Annotated in this window: 23 protein-coding genes; 6 read left to right on the top strand and 17 right to left on the bottom strand. The window is 58.2% G+C overall.

What is annotated here, in order from left to right; genetic code table 11:
• Positions 1-64: 64 nt before the first annotated feature.
• Complete coding sequence (locus HOP51_RS04270; RefSeq protein WP_234272723.1) at positions 65-889, top strand: Rho termination factor N-terminal domain-containing protein; 825 nt, start codon at positions 65-67, stop codon at positions 887-889.
• Between the two features lie 27 nt (positions 890-916).
• On the opposite strand, the gene cobA is transcribed toward HOP51_RS04270, so the two are convergent.
• Together cobA and HOP51_RS04260 are read right to left on the bottom strand one after the other, a co-directional pair.
• Entirely contained in the window at positions 917-1,864 is a 948-nt protein-coding gene (gene cobA, locus HOP51_RS04265) for a uroporphyrinogen-III C-methyltransferase (protein ID WP_234272722.1), read from the bottom strand.
• A complete protein-coding gene (locus HOP51_RS04260) occupies positions 1,824-4,583 on the bottom strand; it encodes a nitrate reductase (RefSeq protein ID WP_234272721.1) in 2,760 nt (919 codons plus the stop codon). The genes cobA and HOP51_RS04260 overlap by 41 nt, the downstream gene beginning before the upstream one ends.
• A 429-nt stretch (positions 4,584-5,012) precedes the next feature.
• Between HOP51_RS04260 and HOP51_RS04255 the strand changes: the two genes are divergently transcribed.
• The 5 genes from HOP51_RS04255 to nirD all read left to right on the top strand — a co-directional run bounded on the left by HOP51_RS04255 (position 5,013) and on the right by nirD (position 11,245).
• A complete protein-coding gene (locus HOP51_RS04255; protein WP_234272720.1) occupies positions 5,013-5,648 on the top strand; it encodes an ANTAR domain-containing response regulator in 636 nt (211 codons plus the stop codon).
• Positions 5,645-6,685: a CmpA/NrtA family ABC transporter substrate-binding protein gene (locus HOP51_RS04250; protein WP_234272719.1), complete on the top strand. Its 1,041-nt coding sequence runs from the start codon at positions 5,645-5,647 to the stop codon at positions 6,683-6,685. Before HOP51_RS04255 ends, HOP51_RS04250 begins: the two co-directional genes overlap by 4 nt.
• 284 nt (positions 6,686-6,969) lie before the next feature.
• Positions 6,970-8,286: an NAD(P)/FAD-dependent oxidoreductase gene (locus HOP51_RS04245; protein WP_234272718.1), complete on the top strand. Its 1,317-nt coding sequence runs from the start codon at positions 6,970-6,972 to the stop codon at positions 8,284-8,286.
• Positions 8,283-10,796, top strand: a complete 2,514-nt coding sequence (gene nirB, locus HOP51_RS04240; RefSeq protein WP_234272717.1) for a nitrite reductase large subunit NirB — start codon at positions 8,283-8,285, stop codon at positions 10,794-10,796. Before HOP51_RS04245 ends, nirB begins: the two co-directional genes overlap by 4 nt.
• Positions 10,797-10,873: 77 nt before the next feature.
• Positions 10,874-11,245 carry a nitrite reductase small subunit NirD gene (gene nirD, locus HOP51_RS04235; protein ID WP_234272716.1) on the top strand — a complete coding sequence of 124 codons (372 nt, stop codon included), beginning with the start codon at positions 10,874-10,876 and terminating at the stop codon, positions 11,243-11,245.
• A 74-nt stretch (positions 11,246-11,319) separates the two neighbouring features.
• Here the strand turns inward: nirD and HOP51_RS04230 are convergent, their stop codons facing one another.
• The 15 genes from HOP51_RS04230 to HOP51_RS04160 form a co-directional block, all read right to left on the bottom strand.
• Positions 11,320-11,805: a VOC family protein gene (locus tag HOP51_RS04230; RefSeq protein WP_234272715.1), complete on the bottom strand. Its 486-nt coding sequence runs from the start codon at positions 11,803-11,805 to the stop codon at positions 11,320-11,322.
• A gap of 174 nt (positions 11,806-11,979) precedes the next feature.
• Positions 11,980-12,216: a helix-hairpin-helix domain-containing protein gene (locus HOP51_RS04225; protein ID WP_234272714.1), complete on the bottom strand. Its 237-nt coding sequence runs from the start codon at positions 12,214-12,216 to the stop codon at positions 11,980-11,982.
• 97 nt (positions 12,217-12,313) lie between these two features.
• Positions 12,314-12,547, bottom strand: coding sequence for an LbetaH domain-containing protein (locus HOP51_RS04220; RefSeq protein WP_234272713.1), 234 nt, complete (start codon positions 12,545-12,547; stop codon positions 12,314-12,316).
• A gap of 22 nt (positions 12,548-12,569) precedes the next feature.
• Positions 12,570-12,944 (bottom strand): LbetaH domain-containing protein, encoded by a 375-nt coding sequence (locus HOP51_RS04215; protein WP_234272712.1) that lies wholly within the window; start codon positions 12,942-12,944, stop codon positions 12,570-12,572.
• A gap of 100 nt (positions 12,945-13,044) precedes the next feature.
• Positions 13,045-14,004, bottom strand: a complete 960-nt coding sequence (locus HOP51_RS04210; protein ID WP_234272711.1) for a hypothetical protein — start codon at positions 14,002-14,004, stop codon at positions 13,045-13,047.
• Between the two features lie 124 nt (positions 14,005-14,128).
• Entirely contained in the window at positions 14,129-14,935 is an 807-nt protein-coding gene (locus tag HOP51_RS04205) for a DUF2971 domain-containing protein (RefSeq protein WP_234272710.1), read from the bottom strand.
• 98 nt (positions 14,936-15,033) lie between these two features.
• Complete coding sequence (locus HOP51_RS04200; RefSeq protein ID WP_234272709.1) at positions 15,034-15,825, bottom strand: hypothetical protein; 792 nt, start codon at positions 15,823-15,825, stop codon at positions 15,034-15,036.
• Positions 15,826-15,882: 57 nt separating this feature from the next.
• On the bottom strand, positions 15,883-17,637 hold the full coding sequence (locus HOP51_RS04195; protein ID WP_234272708.1) for a hypothetical protein: 1,755 nt from the start codon (positions 17,635-17,637) through the stop codon (positions 15,883-15,885).
• A gap of 91 nt (positions 17,638-17,728) precedes the next feature.
• Positions 17,729-18,778 carry a hypothetical protein gene (locus tag HOP51_RS04190; protein WP_234272707.1) on the bottom strand — a complete coding sequence of 350 codons (1,050 nt, stop codon included), beginning with the start codon at positions 18,776-18,778 and terminating at the stop codon, positions 17,729-17,731.
• Between the two features lie 80 nt (positions 18,779-18,858).
• Positions 18,859-19,146 (bottom strand): putative quinol monooxygenase, encoded by a 288-nt coding sequence (locus HOP51_RS04185; RefSeq protein ID WP_234272706.1) that lies wholly within the window; start codon positions 19,144-19,146, stop codon positions 18,859-18,861.
• 358 nt (positions 19,147-19,504) lie between these two features.
• A complete protein-coding gene (folK, locus tag HOP51_RS04180) occupies positions 19,505-19,930 on the bottom strand; it encodes a 2-amino-4-hydroxy-6-hydroxymethyldihydropteridine diphosphokinase (protein ID WP_234272705.1) in 426 nt (141 codons plus the stop codon).
• 186 nt (positions 19,931-20,116) lie between these two features.
• Complete coding sequence (gene panB / locus HOP51_RS04175; protein WP_234272704.1) at positions 20,117-20,902, bottom strand: 3-methyl-2-oxobutanoate hydroxymethyltransferase; 786 nt, start codon at positions 20,900-20,902, stop codon at positions 20,117-20,119.
• A gap of 108 nt (positions 20,903-21,010) precedes the next feature.
• Positions 21,011-21,427: a hypothetical protein gene (locus tag HOP51_RS04170; RefSeq protein WP_234272703.1), complete on the bottom strand. Its 417-nt coding sequence runs from the start codon at positions 21,425-21,427 to the stop codon at positions 21,011-21,013.
• Between the two features lie 64 nt (positions 21,428-21,491).
• On the bottom strand, positions 21,492-22,382 hold the full coding sequence (locus tag HOP51_RS04165; RefSeq protein ID WP_234272702.1) for a phage exclusion protein Lit family protein: 891 nt from the start codon (positions 22,380-22,382) through the stop codon (positions 21,492-21,494).
• A 297-nt stretch (positions 22,383-22,679) separates the two neighbouring features.
• On the bottom strand, positions 22,680-23,618 hold the full coding sequence (locus HOP51_RS04160; RefSeq protein WP_234272701.1) for a toll/interleukin-1 receptor domain-containing protein: 939 nt from the start codon (positions 23,616-23,618) through the stop codon (positions 22,680-22,682).
• Between the last annotated feature and the right edge of the window lie 137 nt (positions 23,619-23,755).

Here is a 23,755-nt window from a genome sequence, read left to right as displayed (position 1 = left end):
GCTGCCTCTATGGAGCACCCCAGGACCAGGCGTGCACATCGAACGCAACCAGGGAGGTTCAGCGATGACTGCCGACAGCAAGCGCAAGCCACAGGGCTACGATCGCCTCAAGCAGCACCAGGGCAAAGGCTACTCGGGGATGAAAGTCGGTCGCTCGCACAAGTGGTATTACGACCAGGGCGAATGGCGCGAGCGCAAGATTACCCCCGATGAGTGGGAAATCTCCTACCAGACCACCAAACGACGGGCAGCCCGCGCTCCCGAGGAGTCGGGCGCCCCCATCGGTACGGAGTACAACTGGCTGATCGTATCCCACCAGCGCGTCGACAAGCTCGACGCCAACAGCTACACGACCTGCATGGAGGGCAGGAAATTCAAGGTGGCCCACAAGCGGGCCAGCAGCGCGGCCTGGAACGTCAGCGAGCGAGCCCAGCGCAAGAAGGTAATCGAGTATCTCGAACAGGTGATCGAGGAACTCAAGGCAGCCGACGCCGCCGAGCCGCTCCCCTTCAGCGTGGGCGAGCACGAGCACGTGTACGGGCTCAACCTGCGCACCAAGGCCGAACTGCTCGATATGGCGAAGGAGTACGGACTCTCCGGCACTTCCAAGATGAAGCGGGAGGAATTGCTGGAAGCCGTGAAGGAGCAGATCGCACAGCAGGGAAATAACCGTAGCAGCAACGGCAGAGACAGCGATAACGGCAGCGCCGAGCCCGACAGGCGACAGCCGGACGGCGATGCAACGAAACTCGAAGCAAAAAGCAAGGACGAACTATACCGGCTGGCCAGCGAGCGTGATATCGACGGCCGCTCGAGCATGAACAAGACACAGCTCGTGCATGCCCTCGCCGCTCGCCGCCAACGCCCCAGTTCGGGCTCGCGGGCCTAGTTCATAGGATTAGTTCGTGGGATTGGATTAGCTCGTGGTATTGCCTTGCGCGATCGCGGTTCGCGCCGTGCTGGTCGCCACCATGCGTACCACGCTACCCACCACGATCAGGCAGGGCGAAGGCAGCGGCGAGGCGGCCAGCTTCTCCGGCATATCGGCCAGGGTGCCCACCAGCGAGGCCTGCTCGGGCAGGCTGGCGTTGGCCACCAGCATGATCGGCCAGTCGTCGGGCAGTCCATTACGGCGCAGCCCGGCACAGATGGCCTCGACCTTGGTCAGGCCCATGTAGAAGATCAGCGTCTCGTCCTGGCGCGCCAGGGTGGCCCAGTCAGGCTCGCCGCCCTTGCGGCACAGTTGGGCGGTAATGAAGCGCAGCTGCTGGGAATGGGCGCGGTCGGTCAGCGGGATACCCATGCCGGCGGCGGCGGCCGAAGCGGCGGTGATACCGGGCACGATCTCTGCCTCTATCCCGGCTTCGGCCAACGCGGCGAGTTCCTCGCCCATGCGCCCGAACACGCCGGGGTCGCCGCCCTTGAGCCGCACCACCGACTTGCCCTCCCGCGCCAGCTTCACCAGCAAGGCACCGATCTCGGCCTGGGGCACGCTGTGGTGGCCACGCTCCTTGCCCACGTAGTAGCGCTCGTGGCCGGCGGGAATCAGCGCCAGCACGTCCTCGCCCACCAGGCGGTCGTAAACTACCGCCTCGGCCTGCTGCAGCAGGCGCGCGGCCTTGAGCGTGAGCAGCTCGACATCACCACTGCCCGCCCCCACCAGGTAGACCCGACCGGCGCGACACTCGCCGTCCAGGGTCAGGGTGGGTGCCTCGACGCGCGTGGAACGGCCGAACGGCGATCGCACGATATGGCCCAGGCCGTGCAGCCGTGAGAACGCCGCCTGCCCCAGTGCCCGGGGCCGCTGCGCCCAACGCCACAGCTCAGGCGACAGCAGTGATTTCAATTGGCTCAGCGCTCGCATGGGCCTTCTCCTCTTCGATCAACGATTTCAGCTCAGGAACGCAACTTCCGCACTGGGTGCCGCAGGCCAGCCTGGCGCCCAACGCCTCGACGCTGTCATCGCCTTCACGGATAGCCTCTAGGATAGCGCGTTGGCCCACCTGATGGCAGCTGCACACCACCGGCCCCTGATTGGCGGCGCCGTCGTCGCAGCCAGCCAGCAGCCGACGGCGATGCTGCGCCGAGAGCCCCGCGCCCACCCTCGCCTCTTCGAAGCGCGCGTCGAGCCAAGCCAGGTTGGGCAGCTCTAGCGGCGGCCCCGCCATCAGCCACCAGCGCAGGCGCCCCGCGGCATCCACTCCGGCGGCACGTAGCCTTCCGGTGGCCGGATCGGTGCACCACAGCGTCGGCGCCACCGGCAGCGTCGCCTCGAGCCAGGCCAGCCAGTCGCGGGACGCTGCTTTTTTATCCCCGGGCGGCTCGCCGCCGGCCAGCTGCCAGCGCTGGCAGCCGTGCAGAGGAATACGCGCCCAGTAGCGGCTCTCGTCGCACCAGCTCGACTCCGCCACGCCCAGGTCGTCGGCCACCAGCAGGGTGGCCTCCCATTCCACCGTCAGCGGGGCCAGCGCCACCGCGCCGTGCTTCGATTCCGGCTGGCCGGAGACCGGATCGAGATACGCTTCGAGCAGCGCCCCCATGCGCGCCGTGCCGCTGAAGTAGCCGCTCCAGTGCATCGGTATGAACACCTCGCCGCGACGCTGTCCGCGCGACAGCCGCACCCGGCCGACATAGTCGCCACCCGCTCCCTCCAGGCGCGCCAGGCCATGCTCCGCCACGCCCCATTCGGCGGCATCTTCCGGGGTGAGTTCGATGAACGGCTCGGCGCGGTGATTCATCAGCCGCGGCGCACGGCCGGTGCGTGTCATGGTGTGCCACTGATCCCGCACGCGCCCGGTATTGAGCCGCAGCGGACGGGCCGCGTCCAATGCCTGGGCCGGCGGGCGCGGACGTACCGGTAGCAACCGCGCGCAGCCGCCCGGCGTGGCAAAGCGGCCATCGGTGAACAGTCGGGCGGTACCGTGGGGGGCGTTGGCGTTGACCGGCCACTGGATCGGCGCCAGGGCATCGTAGGCGACGCGGTCGAGCCCGGCCAGGCCGGAGATATCGAACAGCCGGTGGCTCTCGCCCGGGCCCTCACCGTTCTCGAAGCCCGAGAGCCGGGCATGCTCGTCGAAGATCTCGCACGGATGGGTATAGGCGAACGCCTCGCCGAAGCCCAGCCGCTTGGCCACCTCGCAGACGATCCACCAGTCGTGCCGGGCCTCTCCCGGCGGCGGCAGGATACCGCGCTGGCGCGAGATGCGCCGCTCGGAATTGGTCACGGTGCCGTTCTTTTCCGCCCAGCTCGAGGCCGGCAGCACGATATCGGCATAGGGCAGCAGGTCGGCGTTGGCCATGCACTCAGAGACGATCACCAGCGGGCATTTCTCCAGCGCCGCACGCACCCGGTCGGCCCGCGGCAGGCTCACCGCCGGGTTGGTGGCCATGATCCACAGCGCCTGCACTTCGCCGCGCTCGATCGCCTCGAACAGCGCCACCGCCTTGTGGCCGGGCGCTTCGGGCAGGCACGGCACTAGCCGCTCGGTGGCCCAGAAGCGCATGACCCGGTCCCGCGCGCCGGGCGTGTCGTAGTCCATATGAGCGGCCAGCTGATTGGCCAGCCCGCCCACCTCGCGCCCGCCCATGGCGTTGGGCTGGCCGGTGACCGAGAAAGGTCCCGCCCCCGGCAGGCCGATCTTGCCGCCCGCCAGGTGGCAGTTGATGATGGCGTTGCCCTTGTCGGTGCCGCTGCTCGACTGGTTCACCCCCTGGGAGAACAGCGTGACCACATGCAGATAGCTGGCGAACCAGTAGAAGAAGGTCTCCAGGCGCTCGGCATCGACATCGCAGTCGGCGGCGATGGCCTCCACAGCGGCATCCTGCTCCCGCGCCGCGGCAAGCGCCTCCTCGAAGCCCTGGGTATGCGCCTCCAGGTAGACCCGGTCGAGCTTGTTGTGCTTCGCCATCCACGCCAGCAGCCCGGTGAACAGGCGCGCATCGCTGCCCGGCTTGAGCCCCAGGTAAAGGTCGGCGATCTCGCAGGTATCGGTGACCCGAGGGTCGATCACCACCACCCGCAGCAGCGGGTTGCGCTGCTTGGCCACCTTCAGCCGCTGGTAGAGCACCGGATGGTTCCAGGCCAGGTTGGAGCCTACCAGCACCACCAGTTCGGCCTCTTCGATATCCTCATAGCTGCACGGCACGGCATCGGCGCCGAAGGCGCGCTTGTGGGCCGCCACCGCCGAGGCCATGCACAGCCGCGAGTTGGTATCCAGGTGCGGCGTGCCGAGAAAGCCCTTAAACAGCTTGTTGGCGACGTAATAGTCCTCGGTCAGCAGCTGCCCGGAAAGGTAGGCGGCCAGCGCCTGGGAGCCGTGGGCGGCCTGCACCGCCGTCAGCCGCTCGGCTACCGCGGCCAGCGCCGTGTTCCAGTCGGTCTCGACGCCGTCAACCCGCGGCCGGGTCAGGCGGCCATGATGGCCCAGCGTCTCGTGCAGCGCCGAACCCTTCACGCACAGCCGGCCGAAGTTGGCCGGATGCTCCGGGTCGCCCTGCACCTCGACGATCCGCTCGTTCTCGACGCTGGCCAGCACGCCACAGCCGACGCCGCAGTAGGGGCAGGTGGTTCGGGCCTCGCGCATGTCGATCTCCTGTCTGGTTCCTGGCGAAACGACGACGCCCGCCAACGGCCGACCCCGAAGGGTGGCGTTGGCGGGCGTCGTTGCCGCTTGGGGCACCGCATGGCGCCCCTATAGAGTATTTCCCCCTATTAAGCAGGAAGCGTGCCATCCACCGAAGAACAAGTGGGTATCAGGCAGATGCTCCTTCATCTACGGCACGCCTTCATGCTGCTTTGCACCATTTCCCCACGACCGGCTCCGCCCTTGCACCAGACTGGTGCCAGTGGACGGATCAGACTCGCTCGCCGCCAGCCAGTAGCGCGTCAAATGCCCCACCACCCGCGGCGGAGTATCAGTTGGAATGTTTCTTGCAGCGCGTTTCGCAAGAAGTACCACAGGAGCCGCTAGGCTCTTGCGCCAATACCAAGGCGCGACACAGAGCGAGACTCTATGCCATCACCTCTGAACATTCTGTTGGTCGACGATGAGGTCGTGCGTGCCGCCATGGTCGAGGAAGCGCTGATGGCCGAGGGTCACCGGGTCATCTGCCGGCTGACGAGCCCGGCCAGCCTCAACGAGATGGTCGAGCGCCACCAGCCCGATGTGGTGATCATCGACATGGAGAGCCCCGACCGCGACACGCTGGAAAGCATGGCCCTGCTCAACCGCGAAAACCCTCGTCCGGTGGTGTTCTTCGCCGACCAGCACGACTCCGACACGCTGCAGGCCGCGCTCAAGGCCGGCGTCAGCGCCTATGTGGTCGACGGCCTGGTGCCGGAGCGTGTGGAGGCCATCGTCGAGGTTGCCATCGCCCGCTTCGACGCCTTCCACAGCATGCGCCAGGAGCTCGACAAGGCGCGCAATCAGCTCGCCGAGCGCAAGCGCATCGAACGCGCCAAGGGCCTGTTGATGAAGCACCAGAGCTGCGATGAGGAGCAGGCCTACCGCATGCTGCGCAAGCTCGCCATGGACCGCGGCCAGCGTATCGCCGAGGTCGCCGACAGCGTCATCGACATACTCGACCGCCTGAATCCACCCCTGGAATCGCCCCAGGGGCGATCCGACCAACGGGGATCCCGCTCATGAGCCACCCGCAACACCACGCCGCCAGCCCCGAACTCGAGCGTCTCACCCTCGGCTTCGTGCCGCTGCTCGACGCCGCCCTGTTGATCGTCGCCCGCGAGCAGGGCTGCTTTGCCGACCAGGGTCTCGATGTCAGCCTGTCCCGGGAGAACACTTGGGCCACCCTGCGCGACAAGGTCGCTGCCGGCTTGCTCGACGGCGCCCAGATGCTCGCTCCCATGCCGCTGGCCATGAGCCTGGGCCTGGGCCGCGCCCCCTGCGAGACGCTTGCGCCGACGCTGCTCTCGCGCAACGGCAATACCATCACGCTCTCTGCGTCGCTGTGTCAGGCCAGCGGCGCCGCGCTAGCAACAGACCCAGGCACCAGCGCCCTGGCACTGGGCGACTGGCTACGTGGGCCGGGCAGCGGCAAACGCCCACGCCTGGCCATGGTCTACCCCTACTCCTGCCAGCACTACCAGCTGCGCGAATGGCTGACCCTGGGCGACATCGCCCCCGACCGCGACGCGGAGCTGGTCGCCCTGCCGCCGCCGCGCATGGTGGAAGCCTTGCGCAACGGCCAGATCGATGGCTTCTGCGCCGGCGAGCCCTGGGGCACCCTGGCCCGACACTGCGGCGTAGGCCAGCTGGTCGCCACCAGCGCCCAGCTGTGGCAGGACCACCCGGAGAAGGTGCTCGGCGTGACCCGCTCCTGGGCGCAGCGCTATCCCGCCACCCTGGCCGCGCTGCTGCGCGCCCTGGCAACGGCCAGCGAGTGGCTGGCCGCCTCGCCGGATCACCGCCATCAGGCACGGGAATGGCTGGCCCTGCCGCCCTACCTCGACCGCTCGATTCGCCACCTCGAAACGCTCGACAACGACGCAGCCCCCATTCATCAGCATCTCTGCGGGGCGGACATGCTGCGCCCAACGCCACAGGCCGCACTGCACTTCGCCGCCCCCATCGTGAGCCAGCTCGAAGCGCAGGGCGGCCGCTTCGATCCCGCGCTACTGGCGGCATGCTACAGCCCTGTGCATTTCGATGCCGCAACGCACCATTGATGTGCATGGCCGGTGAATACTGAGTTTCCTCCGGCCAGCATCACGCCCCCAAGTCACTTTCCAACACACTGGCACACAAGGAAAAACTTCACGCACCAGGTACCTTGGCCAGAATCTTGATACCTGCAGGACAAAGCGGCGATCAAAGGCGATCGCCCACATGAATGCGACAACGACGTCTCTGTGCTCCCCGGTTCGATCCTCGAATCGACAGGGGAAGCGCCGAGGCGTCGTTGCGTTATAGGCCCGTCATTCTGACAAGCGCAGCGAGAGGAGGTGTTCGCATGCCACGGCGACATCCCGAGACATCCACCGTCGAGCATCTGGTCATCGTCGGCAACGGCATGGCCGGCCATCGGCTGGTCGAGGCACTCCTCGCCCGGACCGAGCGCCCCGCGAAGATCAGCGTGATCGGTGCCGAGCAGGCGCCAGCCTACAACCGTATCCTGCTCTCGCCGCTACTGGCCGGCGAAATGGAGCGCGACGCCCTCACCCTGCACAGCGCCGAGTGGTATGCCGAGCAGGGCATCGAGCTGGCATTGGGCGAACGGGTGGAGGCCATCAACCGCGACGCACGCACCCTCACCACCGATGCAGGGCGCCGGCTCGACTACGACCGCCTGGTACTGGCCACCGGGTCGAACCCGGCCCGCCCGCCAGTGCCGGGGCTCGAGCTTCCCGGTGTGCACGTGTTCCGCGACCTGCACGACGCCGACGCCCTCGCACGCGCCGCTGAAAGCGGCCGCAACGCCGTGGTGATCGGCGGCGGCCTACTCGGCCTGGAAGCCGCGGAAGGGCTGCGTAAACGCGGCATGCAGGTAAGCCTGCTGCAGCGCGACGACCGGCTGATGAATCGCCAGCTCGACCTCACCGCCGCCCACCTGCTGGAGAACGAGCTGCGCAGCCGTGGGCTCGACATTCATACCGACGCCCAGCTCGAGCGCCTGGAGGCCGACGCCGAGGGCCAGGTGTGCGCCGCCCTGCTCGCCGACGGCACACGGCTCGCCGCCGACTGCGTGGTGGTGGCCATCGGCATCGTGCCCAATGCCGAACTGGGGCGCGTGGCCGGGTTGGAGGTCAATCGCGGCGTGATCGTCGACGAGTGGCTGACCACCAGCGACCCGGCGATCCACGCCCTGGGCGAGTGCTGCGAGCACCGCGGCAACCTCTACGGCCTGGTCGAGCCGATCTGGCGCCAGGTCGAGGTGCTGGCCGAGCGGCTCTGTCTCGACCATGACCATGCCGATGCCGAGCCCGCCCAGGGCTACGTCGAGAAACCGACCGCCACCAAGCTCAAGGTCAGCGGTATCTCGCTTTACGCCTTCGGCCCCACCGATGCCGAACCCGATCACGAGGTACTCAGCTATCGCGACCCCCAGCAGGGCGACTACCGCCGCCTGCTGCTGCGCGACGGCCGCCTGGAGGGCGCCGTGCTCTACGGCGACACCGCCTTCGGCCCCTGGTACTTCGAGCAGGCCCTGGCCGGGGCCGACCTCACCGCCTGCCGCGCCGCGCTGCTGCTCGGTGCCACCGACGCCCAGGCCCTGCTCGACGACGCCTCGAACGAATCACCGCACAGCCCCGCCAAGGAGGCCGCATGAACACGCCCGCTAAACCGCAACTGATCGTCATCGGCAACGGCATGGTCGGCCACCATATGGTCGAACGGCTCGTCGAGCGCGGCGCCACCGAGGCGTTCGACATTCTCGTCTTCGGCGAGGAGCGTCACCTGGCCTACGACCGGGTGCACCTCTCCGACTACTTCAGCGGCCGCGACGCCCAGTCCCTGGCGCTGTGCGCCACCGACTACTACGCGGAGCACGGCGTTCAACTGCGCCAACGGGAAGCGGTCACCGCCATTCATCGCGACCGTCAGGAGGTGGAGACCCCCCAGGGCCGCTACCGCTACGACCGCCTGGTCCTGGCCACCGGCTCCACCCCCTTCGTGCCGCCGATTCCCGGCAACGACCGCGATAACTGCCTGGTCTATCGTACCCTGGACGATCTCGACGCCATCCGCGCCGCCGCGGCGTCGGCCACCACCGGCGTGGTGGTGGGCGGCGGCCTGCTCGGCCTGGAAGCCGCCAACGCCCTGCGCGGACTGAACCTCGACACCGCCGTGGTGGAATTCGCCCCGCGGCTGATGCCGATGCAGGTGGACAATGAAGGCGGCGAATTGCTGCGCGAGAAGATCGAGGCGCTGGGCGTGCAGGTACTCACCGGCCGCGCGACGCAGGAGATCGTCGACGGCGAGGCCAGCCGCCACCGCATGGTGTTCCAGGACGAGAAAGTGCTGGAGACCGACCTGATCGTGTTCTCCGCCGGCATTCGCCCCCGCGACGAGCTGGCCCGCGATAGCGGCCTGGAGATCGGCGAGCGCGGCGGCGTGGTGATCGACGACCACTGCCTCACCAGCGACCCGACCATCCTCGCCATCGGAGAAGTGGCGCTGTGGAACAACAGCATCTTCGGCCTGGTCGCCCCCGGCTACCAGATGGCCAAGGTCGCCGCCGCCACTCTGCTCGAGGGCAATGAAGCCTTCAAGGGCGCCGACATGAGCACCAAGCTCAAGCTGATGGGGGTCGACGTGGGCTCCATCGGCGACGCCCACGGCGACCGTACACCCGGAGCACGCCAGTTCCGTTTCCTCGACCCGCTCAAGCAGCAGTACCGCAAGCTGGTGGTCTCCAGCGACGGCAAGCGCCTGGTCGGCGCCATGCTGGTGGGCGACAACAGCTACTACGACACCCTGCTGCAGTACTACGCCAACCGCATCGAGCTGCCCGAGGATCCGGCCGCGCTGATCCTGCCGGCCGGCAGCGAAGCCGCCCCCGCACTGGGGCCGGACGCCCTGCCGGAAACCGCCACCATCTGCTCGTGCCACAACGTCACCAAGGCCGACGTGTGCAGCGCCATCGACGGCGGCGCGGTGGACCTCGGCGCAGTGAAAGGCGCCACCAAGGCCAGCACCGGCTGCGGCGGCTGTGCCGCGCTGCTCAAGACCCTGGTGGATCACGAGCTGGAGAGCCGTGGCGTGGAGGTCGACAAGTCGATCTGCGAGCACTTCGCCCATACCCGCCAGGAGCTCTACGACATCGTACGGGTGGAGGGCATCAAGACCTTCAGCGAGCTGATGGAGAAGCATGGCTCCAAGGTGGGCCACAGCCTCGGCTGCGATATCTGCAAGCCGGCGGTGGCCTCGATACTGGCCTCCTGCTTCAACGAGCCGATCACCGACGCAGCTCATATCCCGCTGCAGGACACCAACGACACCTTCATGGCCAACATGCAGAAGAACGGCACCTACTCGGTGGTGCCGCGCATCGCCGGCGGGGAGATCACCCCCGACAAGCTGGTGGTGCTGGGCCAGGTGGCGCAGAAGTACAACCTCTACACCAAAGTGACCGGCGGCCAGCGCATCGATCTGTTCGGCGCCCGCCTGGAGGACCTGCCGGCAATCTGGGGCGAGCTGATCGAAGCCGGCTTCGAGACCGGCCACGCCTACGGTAAATCGACCCGCACCGTGAAGTCCTGCGTGGGCAGCACCTGGTGCCGCTACGGCGTGCAGGACAGCGTCGGCATGGCGATTCAGTTGGAGAACCGCTACAAGGGCCTGCGCGCCCCGCACAAGCTCAAGTTCGCCGTGTCCGGCTGCACCCGCGAGTGCGCCGAGGCCCAGAGCAAGGACGTCGGCGTGATCGCCACCGAGAACGGCTGGAACCTGTACGTATGCGGCAACGGCGGCATGCGCCCGCGCCACGCCGAACTGTTCGCCACCGACCTCAGCGACGAGGAGCTGTTCCGCACCATCGACCGCTTCCTGATGTTCTACATCCGCACCGCCGACCGCCTGCAGCGCACCTCGATATGGCGCGAGAGCCTGGAAGGCGGCCTGGACTACCTCAAGCAGGTGATCCTTGAGGACAGCCTCGGCATCGGCGAGGAGCTGGAGCGGCAGATGCAGGCCGTGGTCGACACCTACGAGTGCGAATGGGCCAACGCCATCAGCGACCCGGAGAAGCTCAAGCGCTTCCGCAGCTTCGTCAACGACGCGCGCCCGGATCCGGACATCATCTATACCACCGAGCGCGGGCAATTAAGGCCTGCGTGATGGAAATGGCGGCGCCCAGCGCGCCGCCCGCTTCATCTCGCTCGGCAGTGACCAGATAAAAAGTGGAGAAGACCTGAATGAGTTCAGCAATTGCGGCGAAGACCATGACCCAAACCTGGCAAATCCTCTGCACCCGCGCCGACCTGGTGCCCTACTCCGGCGTCGCCGCCTGGGTGGAAACCCCGGAAGGCCCGGCCCAGGTAGCAATCTTCTACCTGCCCGGCCAGGCGCAGGAACTCTACGCCATCGACCACCACGATCCCTTCTCCAACGCCAACGTCATCGCCCGCGGCATCGTCGGCGACCTCAAGGGCCAGCCCGTGGTCGCCTCGCCGATCTACAAGCAGCACTTCCGCCTGGAAGACGGCCAGTGCCTGGAAGATGAGAGCGTACGGCTTCGCACCTGGAAGGTGAGCTTCAAGGGCGACGAGGTGTGGATCGAGGCGTGAGGTTGCGGCCCTAGAAAAGCAAAAGCCGCCGACGCTGGGAAGCGCCGGCGGCTTTGGGTAAGCCCACTCTCATCTCAACCGCGAAAGGCGGCCTCGATCTTGGCGATGTCGATTTTCTGCATCGTCATCATGGCATCGAACGCCCGCTTGGCGGCGGCACGGTCGGGGCTGGTGAAGGCTTTCGTCAGCGCGATCGGCGTTATCTGCCACGAGATGCCCCACTTGTCCTTGCACCACCCGCATTGGCTCTCCTCGCCGCCATTGCCGACGATGGCGTTCCAGTAGCGGTCCGTCTCCTCCTGGTCTTCGGTCGCCACCTGAAACGAGAACGCCTCGCTGTGCTTGAACATAGGCCCGCCGTTCAGCCCGAGGCACGCCACGCCCAGTACGGTGAACTCGACCGTCAATACGCTCCCCTCCTTCCCCGAGGGATAATCCCCAGGCGCGCGGTGCACCGCGTCGAGCGATGAATCGGGGAAGGTCTCGGCATAAAATCGTGCGGCTTCCTCAGCGGCGTCATCGTACCAAAGGCAGATCGTGTTCTTGGCCATATGCTTCATGATCGGCTCCCTTCTGTGGGTGATTGCTGTGAGTGGCAACCTAACGTCGAACGGAGCTGATCGAAATCGACAGGGGGGCACATCGCCAACATGCGCAGCTTTTTAGTGAAGGCAGAGCCGCGACAAAAAAGCTGCCGCCGTGATTGGTCTGGTTATGTGCGGCGCTGCGCAACACTAAAGGCCTTCCCTTGCTCTCGAAATAGCGGCCTCAACTGCCGACAAGGCTTGAGGGCTATTTTTCCAGCAGGTGTTTCTCAGCATCGAAGCCACCATTTCGGCAATATCTTTTGCATTATGAGCCGATAACTTACTGAAGGAATCGATACCGATTTCCTCAAATCGTTTGACGACCGTCGGCCCGACACCTTTCACCTCTAACAAAGCGGCTTTTTCGGATTCAGAGAAGGCCACTGCTCATCTCCTTTTAAGCACATAACGATATGCTTTGGGACGGCTGGAGCGAAGCGTAAGACATTCCATCCAAGATAGCGTTAACTGGTGCGTATTGTTACAATTTTATTTGTTCGTATTGATCAACAGCCATCCCCCTTTTTACAATGCTACGCTCTACAAACATTGATCCTGGCGCTATAACAGCATTTGCGCCAATTCGAGAATTGTCTCCTAGGATCGCACCAAATTTTTCAACACCAGTTGCAATTGCTTGGTCATTATAATTGACATATATCTCCTTATTCTCTAATTCATTCCTATAGTTCGCTATTACAGCACCAGCTTCCACGTTAGCACTGTTTCCTATTATGCTATCCCCCCACAAAATTAAGGTGAGCAATTTTACTTCCTGCTATCATTATTGAGGTTTTTAGCTCTCCACAATGCCCAACAATACAATTTGAGTCTAACATAACGCCTCCACGCAACAAACTCCCATTTGACACAAAACACGAAGGGCCAATAACCATCGGACCCTTTAGCTGAGCGGTTTCTTCAATAATTGCGCTTTTATGCACAGCTTGATTGTTCTTGAAATAATATTCAGAAATATCCAAAGTCTCCATCAGGGATTTAATGACAGCTTCTATTTCTGATATCGCTTCCCAAGGCTTCATCTCTTCAATGATTGGAAGAATGGGGAGCACGGAATCTTTAACAAAATCCTTTATTAGGGGAGTGTTCACAGGGGTTCCAAATTAAGTTTGTAACGCCGGACATGATCGGCGGGCGAAAAGCGCCAGCTTTTTGACGGTCCGCTCGATGGACTTGTTGTGCCATCTTCGGTCACTCCTTGTCTGGAGCGACCACCGCAATATGCAGCTTCCCGTGCGGGGCATCAATTGATTGTTCGTTTACGGTGTGCTTCCACCCAGGCCTAAGCGCAGGAATAAAGACTATACCGTGTGACAGCTCTGACGCTATCAGATAATGCCTAAGCTGCTCTACGCCTTCTCGTGCCCGACGCCTCCACTCATGTGGCGAGTTCTTCAGTTCAAGAATCACAGCGTCATCACCCTTTTCCAAGAGCATATCGACGCGTAGGCGGCCGGACGCATAATTTATCGGTTTTTCCGTAGATATCCGAATCTGCGGGTCGGAAGCGGCTATGAAACCCGAGAGCTTCCCAAGAAGCTCTTGCTCCTTCAACTGCGACCGGTCCGGCTTGTCGCGTTGAAGCTCTGTTCCGAAGTGAGTGACTAGCTCAACACACTGCTGGATGAATTCCATCGACCCATAGTCCGGTACATCCTCGAACAAGGACTTTGCAACCTTGCTGAGGCGAGCCTTCTCGGTCTCATAGAAGTGCTTTTCCATCATTTGATCTAGCAGTATGGAGAAGAAGGCCGAAACGCTCACTATGGCGAGCATTGCTTCCTGCGACGAGAAGAAAAGCTGATAATCGTGCGTGGACTTGTTTCGCCACTCTGTCCGGTAGTTTGTCAGCTGGCTGAGAACCCGCTCCTTCAGGATCCCCTCGGATTCAAGGTGCTTCTCGATCTTGTACGGGCTAAGTTTGGATGGATCCTCACCCTTAAGGACACGGTAGGCCTCCTTCAGGGCCCCTTCAAACGCTTGGTTTGAGCGATATATAACATCTGTGTACAAATGCTCGCCAAGGTTCTTGCTCTGTCCGAAGTGGCTCTCTGCGATCTCGATGTGATGAACGACAGCCTCCAAACCTTGTTGAGATCCAGTCCCCTGAAAAATCTGCACCTTCGACTTGATGATATTTAGTAGATCCATCCTGTCCTCACCGCCCAGCGGGGGGTTAAGCTGCGGGCGTTTCGGCTCCAGCGTGATGTTGGGCTTCCGTCTTTTGGTACGCGCGGCAAGCACATGCTTGCCGGAACGGTACACACTTGACGCTCTAGCACCAGATAGGTACGCGCTCAAGGCTGTACGACTCGCTGCTCAAGCGCGCCAGGTAAAGGGGAATCTTCAACCGGTGCTCGCGCAGCAATTCGGCCAGCCACGTGATGTCGTCTTCGCTCGCTGCTGCGCCTACCAAGATGGACGTCAGCATCCCCGGCGGATGAACGATCACCCCCGGCTCTTCGCTCAGCGCCCGTACCTCTTGCTTATGTGCCCAGTCGGATGCCTTCGTGATCACCGCTGCAAATAGGGCCTGCGCGCGATACTCGTCATCATCGAGTAGACGAGCTACATGAACTTGCGGGCGCTGAATTTGGTACTCCACCTCAAACACACGGTCGAAGCCACTCTTAGGCTCAACTTCGTACTCGAGGCAGAGCCCTTTACCGTAATCGGCGTAGTACGCCCACTGGGTGAGTAGGCGCCAGTCCTTCGACATGCAGAAAACGCCAGTACCTCTATCCAAGAACGGCTTGAAATGAGCTGCAGCGCCTTCGTGGGTACTGAGCTGCGCCATGACCCTTGATACGTGCTGACTCTCTTGGCCTTTTGTCGGCTTCAGCTGTGCCGGATGCGCCGCGCGGGCATGCCCCTCCCTCCGCGCACGCGCAATGCGCGCGCGGTCCTCAGCGGGCTCTCCGGTGACGAAGATCGGATGGCAGTCGTAAGGGTCGTTGAAGCGGCTAGGCGACGAGAACATCATTTCGCGGTTCGTGATGAGCCTGGCGAGATGCTCCCTTTGTGCTGAGCCACGCTTTCCGCAAACCCTGTACTTGTAATAGCTGCCGTAGAAATACTGCATATGATCCCGCTAGAGAACTAGTTGCCAGCGCCATGAGCGAATCTGGCCGCCCAACGCTAAAGCTCAGCCGCGCCGAAGCCGTCGGCTGCAGCAACCTGTTAGCCGCTTGCTTCATCGTGGAGTCGCCTCGCCTCTTCGCGGGTGTCTTCGCGGAGGCTCGCGCCAAGGTTCTCGGCCTTGAGCACCGCGAAGCCAGTTGGATTGAGGCGACAGTGGTAATCATGATGTTCCATCCTGCGGCGCCTTTCCTCCTCAGCAAGCTCCCGTTTGCTTTTCGGGAGATAGCCCAACACCCTCAAGCCTCCAACAGCAGCATCAGCAAGAGCTCCAAGCAGACCGAGAAAGCCCAAAACAGGATGTAGATAGAAAGCAAGCGCAATTACGGCAGGAACCACCGCTCTTCGCACAAACAGAATGCCGAGGAGTAGCCTGATACCCGCCCGCTGCTCAAGCGCTTTTGTCCGCGTACGGGCTTTCCGTTGGGCTAGCGTACTATGGGGCAAGGACCTATAAGCGCTTAGCAGCGTTTGCGGGTCCGTAGAGAACAGCGGCATTTTGAACTCGCCCAAGCGTCCCCACTCAAAGACGAGCTCCCCGTCTATGGAGAAGACCAGGAGGTCACGCTTCCCCTCACCACCCGAGATATCCAGGGCATCATCGTCCTCACCGACCGCATATGCGACGAGCGGCACTGGATAGCGGCCAAACCACATCCTAGCCTCCTCTTCTATCTTTTTCGCCACCTCTTGGAGATCAACCTCCTCCGTATAGACCAACACTAGGGATGCGAAAGGCATGTTCTCGCTCGCCGGGGTGTACTGCACAAACATGTGCGGCCCGCGGGACTCCTTGACGGTTTGGAAGACCAACCCGATTTTCTCGTCACTCATGCCAACGGCTTCCCTAGTGCGAATAGCAGGTTTATGGCTAACAGTGATTAGAAGCTTTTACTCCCACCTTCGTAGCCCCTCTACAACCCCGTAAAGGCTAGAAACTACATAATGGAGCATTTGAAAGCCCTGATGAACAAAGGGTAAATCTCTATCTATTTCAATGAGACTGAAGGCGTCCTCAATTTTTCTACTTGGGAGATGAGCATCTGCATGTCTTAGTTCGTAAACACCCACTAGTGGTGCGGTCATTTTCCGAACGAGTTTTCTGTCATATTTTGAGGCCAGAATATTTTCTAATGACTTTAGAGAGCCCCATTTTTGCCCCTTCGGAGGAGGAACAATGCTTTGCATGGCTTGAGCATCAAGGCTGTCAGCGGTCAAACGTGCCAAATCTTTAGCCAAGGCAAAGAATGACGCTTCATCGATAGCGCGAAACCTATGCGTCTTTTTCATAAGCTCAGGAATAGCTTCGTGTTCTTGGAAGACCTTAATGCCTAGCTTTTCCTGAGATAGCTTGTTAACCTCTTCAATACCTTTCGATAGGAACTCTTCTGGCGCTTGGGTATCAGCTGGCTCTGCCCTTACCTGAGATGCAAGCAGCTCGGCAGAGACACCCCCTTCCGGCGCGACGTTGTAGCCCGACCATATTTGTTGTTGCCATTCTGGTAATAACCCAACGTCTTTTGCATAGACGTTTATCAAGCCCAATTCATTGACACCAAAGTGAACCCCATAGCCATAACTACCAGAAACCTTACCCGTTTGTGCTGTATAGAAAGAAAGGTGGCCACCTCTTCTATGGTACAGCGCCATCACCAGTTCTGGCTTGAACCAAAGCCATTTCCCAGAATCAACTAAGTCGCGGCCACAACTCTTGTTTCCTTCTGCATCTACAATAAAAAATACTGTAGGCTCAACTTCGTCGCCACGAACTTTGGGACTTATAACCCCCGGCATTATGATTTCGTTTCGCCAAAGCTCTCCGGATATTCTGTACAATTTCCGACCTTCAAACCCCTTCTCCCATGATTCGCCATGAGTATTTTCATCAGTGGGAATACCTGATATGTCTGGCACATCATCAGATTCATCAACATCTGTTCTAGAAACATGAAAAACGGCCATCTTCTCACCAAACGGGTGGCCACCTTCATGTATTTCACTGACAATTCCTTCCCAGCGGTCTTGTTCGTTGCTCTCTTGACTACGCCCTTCATTCCATGAAATGTGAGAGGCGTCATCACATATAATATCTCGATTGTAATAATGGGTCATATATAGTGCTAATCCCCTAGCACAAAGGTAATCTTTTAGATATTGAGATTTTATTTCTATCAATGCGGGGTCATTATTACCCAAAGCTTTTAATCGCGCAACTTCAATATACCCATCTTTCGGGCAAACCCAGGAATCCCCCTCTCGGACCAAACCCAAAGTTATGATCAGATCTTGATTGAGATGCCATATATTAGGGCTGTCATCATGGGTCCTTTGCTCTAAGACGAGATGTATCCCTTCAAATTCTTCTCCGTAATCTTTATACACCTCTGCTGGAATATATACTCCGTCTTCAATCCATCCCGAGTGCTCATGGCTGATCCCAATATCCATCCAACCCAATTTCTTCGCTGCATCAATTTTATCAACTGGTATCGCGACTGACCCTGTTCCGAAGAAATCTTCTTTGTAACCGTCGTAACCGTACCTTCCTTGCTTCTCATTGTGAAGAACGGCTCTCAACGGTATCCATACCGACCTAGCAAAGCTTTTTCGGCGGATATCCTTCATTTCAAACCAATCTTGGTTCACGGTTATTATTTCTCCTTGATTGGGTGCTGACTGCTTCTAACGCCAGCCATGAGCCGCGGCTGCGAAGCAGCCGTCGCGCTCCATGACTTTGTTAGACATTTTCTTCTGCAGGCCAATATTCGAGGACCTTATTTTCGAGGCGGCGCTGGGATGAAAACAACTTTTTCCAAGACTTCTTCGTCATCCGGGCGAGAGATTTCCCCGACCTCTGCCGCCTTACCACGGCGCTTTGAAAAAGTTCGTCACAGTATGTCCAGTAATCACTGCGCTCTTGCTCCTCGTTACGCGCTAGCGCAACAAACTTCGCGGCCTCACCCTCGCAAGGATAGAAGTAAATCGACTTCGCGATTTCTATAAGAGCTTGATCAGCGGTCACGAGCCAACAGTCCTGAACGACGCCATCTAACGGCTTGCCATCCTGAAGCGCTGTGAAGCGGTAATAGGCCAAATCTCTCGCGTAGTTCAACGTGTACTGCAGCCGACCACGCCCTTTTCCACCTTTATTGAAGTTGTCGCGTATTATTTTGCATCGAGACCTGAAGGACTCGTCTCTGACGCGGGTTCTGTCGAAGAAGAAGTACTTGGCCACCTCAGCCTCAATGGCAGAAACCATATCTGCGTCGGTTCTCATGAAATCCAAGTATGCCGAGAACTTTTGCTCCGGCGACGCCCCCTGGGGCTCCTTGCTGATCACTTGGATCGCCAACATGGCCGTGTACATTATTACGAGAGTGTATCGGTCGCCTCGGCCAAGCCTCTTGAACTCTCTGCTCCTAGCTCGTTTCCCGAAATCGTGCGTGCAGTTAGGAGTGTCGATGTATCCGGGACAATACCACGACATAAACTTCTCGTAGTCAGCACGGAGTCCCGCGACATACTCCTTGTCAGCTTCTCTGAACGCGAAGCCCGGCGTGATGCAAACGAGATTGCTGTTGAAGAAATCGACGAGGCCAGAGAGATTCTCTTCGTCCAGTGTGCTGTCCCCCGACATCACACTGCGCATCATGTTTAGGATATTCAGGTCAAGAACCACCGATGTTTCGACGCCACGCAAGCTGTTCAAGATTGTGACGGCCTGTGACAGCGGTTGGACCTCGTCCATAGTCCGAGACGGCTTGATGAACGTCGGAACATTCGGCATTTCTTGTTTCTCCCCTGTCTAACACCTGAATTAAGCCGTGCCGCGAAGCGGCATCGGCTTGAATGAATTGTTAGGCTAAATTACTGGAATACATCCATAAGCAGGAAGGTTCCAGGTGATCTCTGATACTGATCTATCTGCGGCACCAGCCTTTTGAAGTGCTCGGTGTCGCAGTGCGCGTCCAAAGCTGCACGATCAGGCCACTCCTCTATGAACACGAAGTGCCCCGGGTCTTTCTGGTTGATGTGGAGATCGTAAGACACACACAGCGGTTCTTCTTTGGTTTTTTTCACAAGCTCTCGATATAGAGGCATGACGTCCTCAATGTGTTCCGGCTTGATGAAGTCTTGAGCAATTACTTTGAGCATGAAGGGGGTATCCGATTATTTAGCCTAACGCAAATCACAGCGGCGCGAGTTTTACGAGCGTCCGGCGGCCGAAGACCGCGAATTGCTGCGTTTTGTTAACTGTTCAAACCTCATTTCCACCATCCCGACAGCATTCTCTACTAGTATTACTGGAACACCGGCTTCTTCAATACCTCTTGCGACTGGACAAGTGCAATCTGTAAGCATTGAAATAGCACAGTCTCCTTTCATTCTCATTAAGTCGTATTAATTATTTTTCATAGCCTGTATCCTAAAATTAACCGCACCTGAATTGAGAGATATCTGGCTCGATAAAAAATAAATACCTTATATAAAGCTACCTTTAAATTAACTTAGCTTATGGTTGTATGTATTTTGAAGAACTATCGCCTTCTAATCTCCGGCTCAATAGTTCCTCAATAGTAACCTTTAACTCTGGATGAGTTAAATTAGAACCTATATCATTTAAAGGAACAAGGACAAAAAGCCTTTCATGAAACCTAGGGTGAGGAACGGTAAGGATTATAGATTTAATTATTTCACTACCGTACAAAATCAAATCAATATCTAGCGTTCTAGGCGCATTCCTATATGAGCGAACTCTTCCGTATTTTTCTTCAATCATGAGTAGCTGGTTTAGTAAAGCCTCTGGCTCAAAGTAAGTTTTAAACAGTAAGGCTAAGTTAAGAAAATCAGGATCGTCAACATATCCGACAGCGCTTGTGCTATAAATTGGACTAACAACAAACTCATCCGGCTCACACAATTTTTTATCTCTTGGCATGCGAGCAATATGTTAGTTTCCCTATCTCCCAGGTTACTGCCAATTGATACCGCCACTAACATAAACGCCCCTTTTAATCCAAAGAGTAACCCGCCCTCTCTCTGAGAGTTAACGCCAGCCATAAGCGGCGGCTGAAAGCCCGTCCGGTGAAGTGGCCAACGGGCCAGAACAACTTCAATGGCCTTGCTAACTTCTGTCGGTACCAGTGAATTGGATGATGTTGCTCGGAAATCTCATTGACCTGACTTCCTCCGAAAACTCCGTCGCCACCTTCAGAACGGTTTTGCTGACATACGTATACTGCTTTGAAAATGGAGGCCAGTAGTCGCCGAGCCCCAATGCGTCATTGATCACAAGGACTTGCCCATCACAATCCGGCCCAGCACCAATGCCAATAGTGGGAATAGACAAAACCCTGGTGATTTCGCCTGCTAGCGAATAAGGGATATGTTCAAGCACCACCATGAATGCACCAGCATTCTGTATTGCTTGAGTTTCATTCATGATTCGCTTTGCTTCCTTGCTGGACTGGCCGACTTGCTTGAAGTTTTTGGCGGTCTGGGGAAGCAAACCAGTATGACCTACGACAGGAATATTGTGCTTCACCAAGTGCTGGATGACCTGGATGTTGGGGCCTTCCAGCTTCACGCTGTCTGCGCCCGCTTGGATAAGCCGCCGAGCGTTCGTAAATGCTGTTTCCGGATCTACATCTGTTCCGTAAGGTAGATCACCAATAATGTGGGTATTCTTCGCACCACGGCGCACAGCACCTATGTGGTATTCCATATGTTCTATGGTGACATCTCGAGTGCTATCAAAGCCCATTTCAACCATCCCGACTGTGTCACCAACAAGAATCACCGGAACCTGAGCTTCCTCGATACTTCTGGCAACCGGGCAGGTATATGCTGTCAACATAGGGATGGGCTTGGCGCCTTTCATAGCGACAAAACCTTGCGGATTCATTTTCATTCCTATTTCCTCCTGTGGTTACTAAGACGTTAACGCAAAGCACACGGGCGGCGAGCCGCGCAGCGGGTTGACGTCCCAGCGACCGAAGGGAGCGAGTGACGCGCCTTGTTATGCATTCTTGACCTCGATGAACCACTTTGGCTGCATTTCATTGAAGTCCGTTCGAATATTAGATGGCAGGTAGCTTGCTGAATCCAGAACAAAACCCTTACCACCTACACGCTTGAAAACGACCCAGTGCCAGAAATTTTTTCCACCTTCCTGGTGATGCTTGATGGACAGCAATGCCAGATCGGGCAGTGTACTCCAAGATCCAAAAGGGATTTCATCGGAAGACGTCTCGACTCCAGCATGGGATAACATTTTCCTTACATACTGGGTATCAGACCAAAGCGAGTTATCTTCAGCATGAATACCCATAGCATTTGCCGTTGCTTTCATTTCCGAATAGCTCTTGCCCAGAATGTTGGCAACAGACGCAATTCCGCATCCTGTGGTTTCTTCCTGTATTACAGGCTTCAGCACCGTACACTCCTTAATGCATAACGCTCGGCTCTGGGGCTGCATGGAGCGCAGCGTAATGCAGTCCCTAGCAGCCGCTTGCTAGGCGACTGAATTGTACTAAACATGTTTCCAGGCTCCCCTTCCATGTTTCTTCATCGTCTATATCGATATCCATGCCGGCGACTGTCATATTTATATGACATATAACGACACTAAAGGCATAAACAAGATGATACGGATTTTGAAAATAATTATCAAGAATGCCATATAGACGATTGAACGATCTTGGATGGGTTGTTTCCCTAAACTCACCAGCTAGTATGTCTTGCGTCGTAATGACGAGGGCCGCAATCACTATTCCTAACCCCCTTTTCTTTAGAACGGTTTCATCAGAAACACCTTCAAGAATCCACTTTGTGGCTGAATCATCTGCTTCCTTTTCTTGAGCACGAGATTCTTCATCATTGATAGGCTCATTTTTGTGGCCACAATATATGTGCGCGAGTTCATGGTGGATTATCCACGATGCAGAGCAAAGATATAGCTCATTTGCAACTTTAATATCGCAATTTGAATTGGTCGTGTTTGCTACCGGAGCCGGAAGATGAGAAGGCCACTCTTCACTCGGATTTTTGCTTAGCTGCTCTATACCCCACCGATATACAGACATAGCTGTTCGCGATCTGTCTGTACCGTTTGCATCGAACTGTATTGCATTATCTTGGTTTGCCGCAGTGTACTCTTGACAGAGCACGTAAAAGGCATAGCAAGCACACCACAAATATTCTAAGGCCACTGTGGGCAACTTAATTTCTTTCGATTCAGTGTTAACCCTGAAGCTAAACTTCTTGTCATTCGTAAATACAGCGCACGGATCATGCTGAAGCTGAAAAGAGTCCAATTCATCCATTTTCTCAGGTGCAATTCTAGCTACCGAATTTATTAAATCTGAATCTAGTTTTCGAATAGGTGTCACTTGATCTCCTTACCGCCTAACGAGGCTGTAGCAAAAGGCACGCGCTTTTCAAAAGCCTCGAATTGCTCAATTTTTGCACTGATTTTCGTGCTCTCTCGTAAAATCCAGACCAGTTCTCATCAGAAGCTCGACCAGATTTCGCGTACGAGCGCGACCATCTGAAGCACATGGACTTTTGCTACAGCCTCAACGCCTGAGCTCAGGTGCGTTTGAGGCGACGCCCGTTTTTGCGGAAGCAAAAATGGTGGCGGGTCAAACGTCACCTGCAGCGATTTGTTGGGCGACGCGGCACCCACGCTACGAGTGGGCATCTTTGAAGCTACTCGTTTTGTTTGGCGCGATTACATAGCTAAAACGAAGAGCGTATTTCTTCGAGCCATACCCTCGTGCCTCAACGTGCTCCAGCTTGGTTGCCGCGTAGTAACCCGTTTGATTTCTCCAGACCACGATGTCACCGATGTAGGGTCGGCGCACTCGTGATGATGTGTCATACAACGACGCATCCTCAATGTCTGAAATCTCTTGGACGTCCTCGGCAAGCGCAACTGTGTTCACCGCGTCGCTGTACGCATAGATTGAGTCTGAGCTTCCTCCGCCCCACATGAGAACAAAGCGATAGTCGCCCTCTCCGACAGCAAAGCACCCGTTGTTATTGGAATAGTCGAACTCGACAACGCCAGACATCGCCGCCGAGGCATATCTGGCCGGTGAGAATGACACCGCTGGTTCAATTTTCACCTGGGTCTCAGCAAATGGATTCGGACCCAGCGCGGGTCGAGGCTTGATCCGAACACCATGAATATCTCGTATGAGTTCGGCGTAGCGCTCCTCGTAATGAGCGTTGTCGCGAAAATCAATGTAGCGCCGAGTTGAAAGAAATGTTGGGGTTGGTTCGTCTAGGGAGTTGTCGCGGATGATCGGAATAATTCGGTCACTCGAAATGTCCTTCATCAGACTCGATGTAAGAATCATTCGCTCGTAGCCAACACCGCCTTGGCCCAAGTTTGCTTTCTCTAGGTATCTAGCTGTGCACACCGCCAACACTCGCTTGGCGTCGGAGAGGCCATGTTCCATGAACAACGGCAGGTCTGCGCCAAGGCGTAAATCCCATTGGTCGAGAACCACATCCACGCCATTCTTCACCAGCCGGCCGGCCAAGCTTTCTACCCAAGACTTATGCAACTCGCTGTCGTGGGAGTACGAGATGAAAACCTTTGGCGCTTCGATGTCTGACATGAGGTCTCCAGGGGTTCAGTTCATTGCCGAAATTTCAAGCCGCCCAACGCCGCGTTAAGTAGTGAGCAACGCTGCCACCTACCTAAACCATGTGCCGTAAACACTAAAGCTCATTCAAACCAAAATTGCCAAGCGTT

This window comes from Billgrantia zhangzhouensis (assembly GCF_021404465.1).
Taxonomy (GTDB): domain Bacteria; phylum Pseudomonadota; class Gammaproteobacteria; order Pseudomonadales; family Halomonadaceae; genus Halomonas; species Halomonas zhangzhouensis.
The sequence above is the reverse complement of the archived record's forward strand: the minus strand, read 5'-3'. Positions and strand labels throughout refer to the sequence as shown.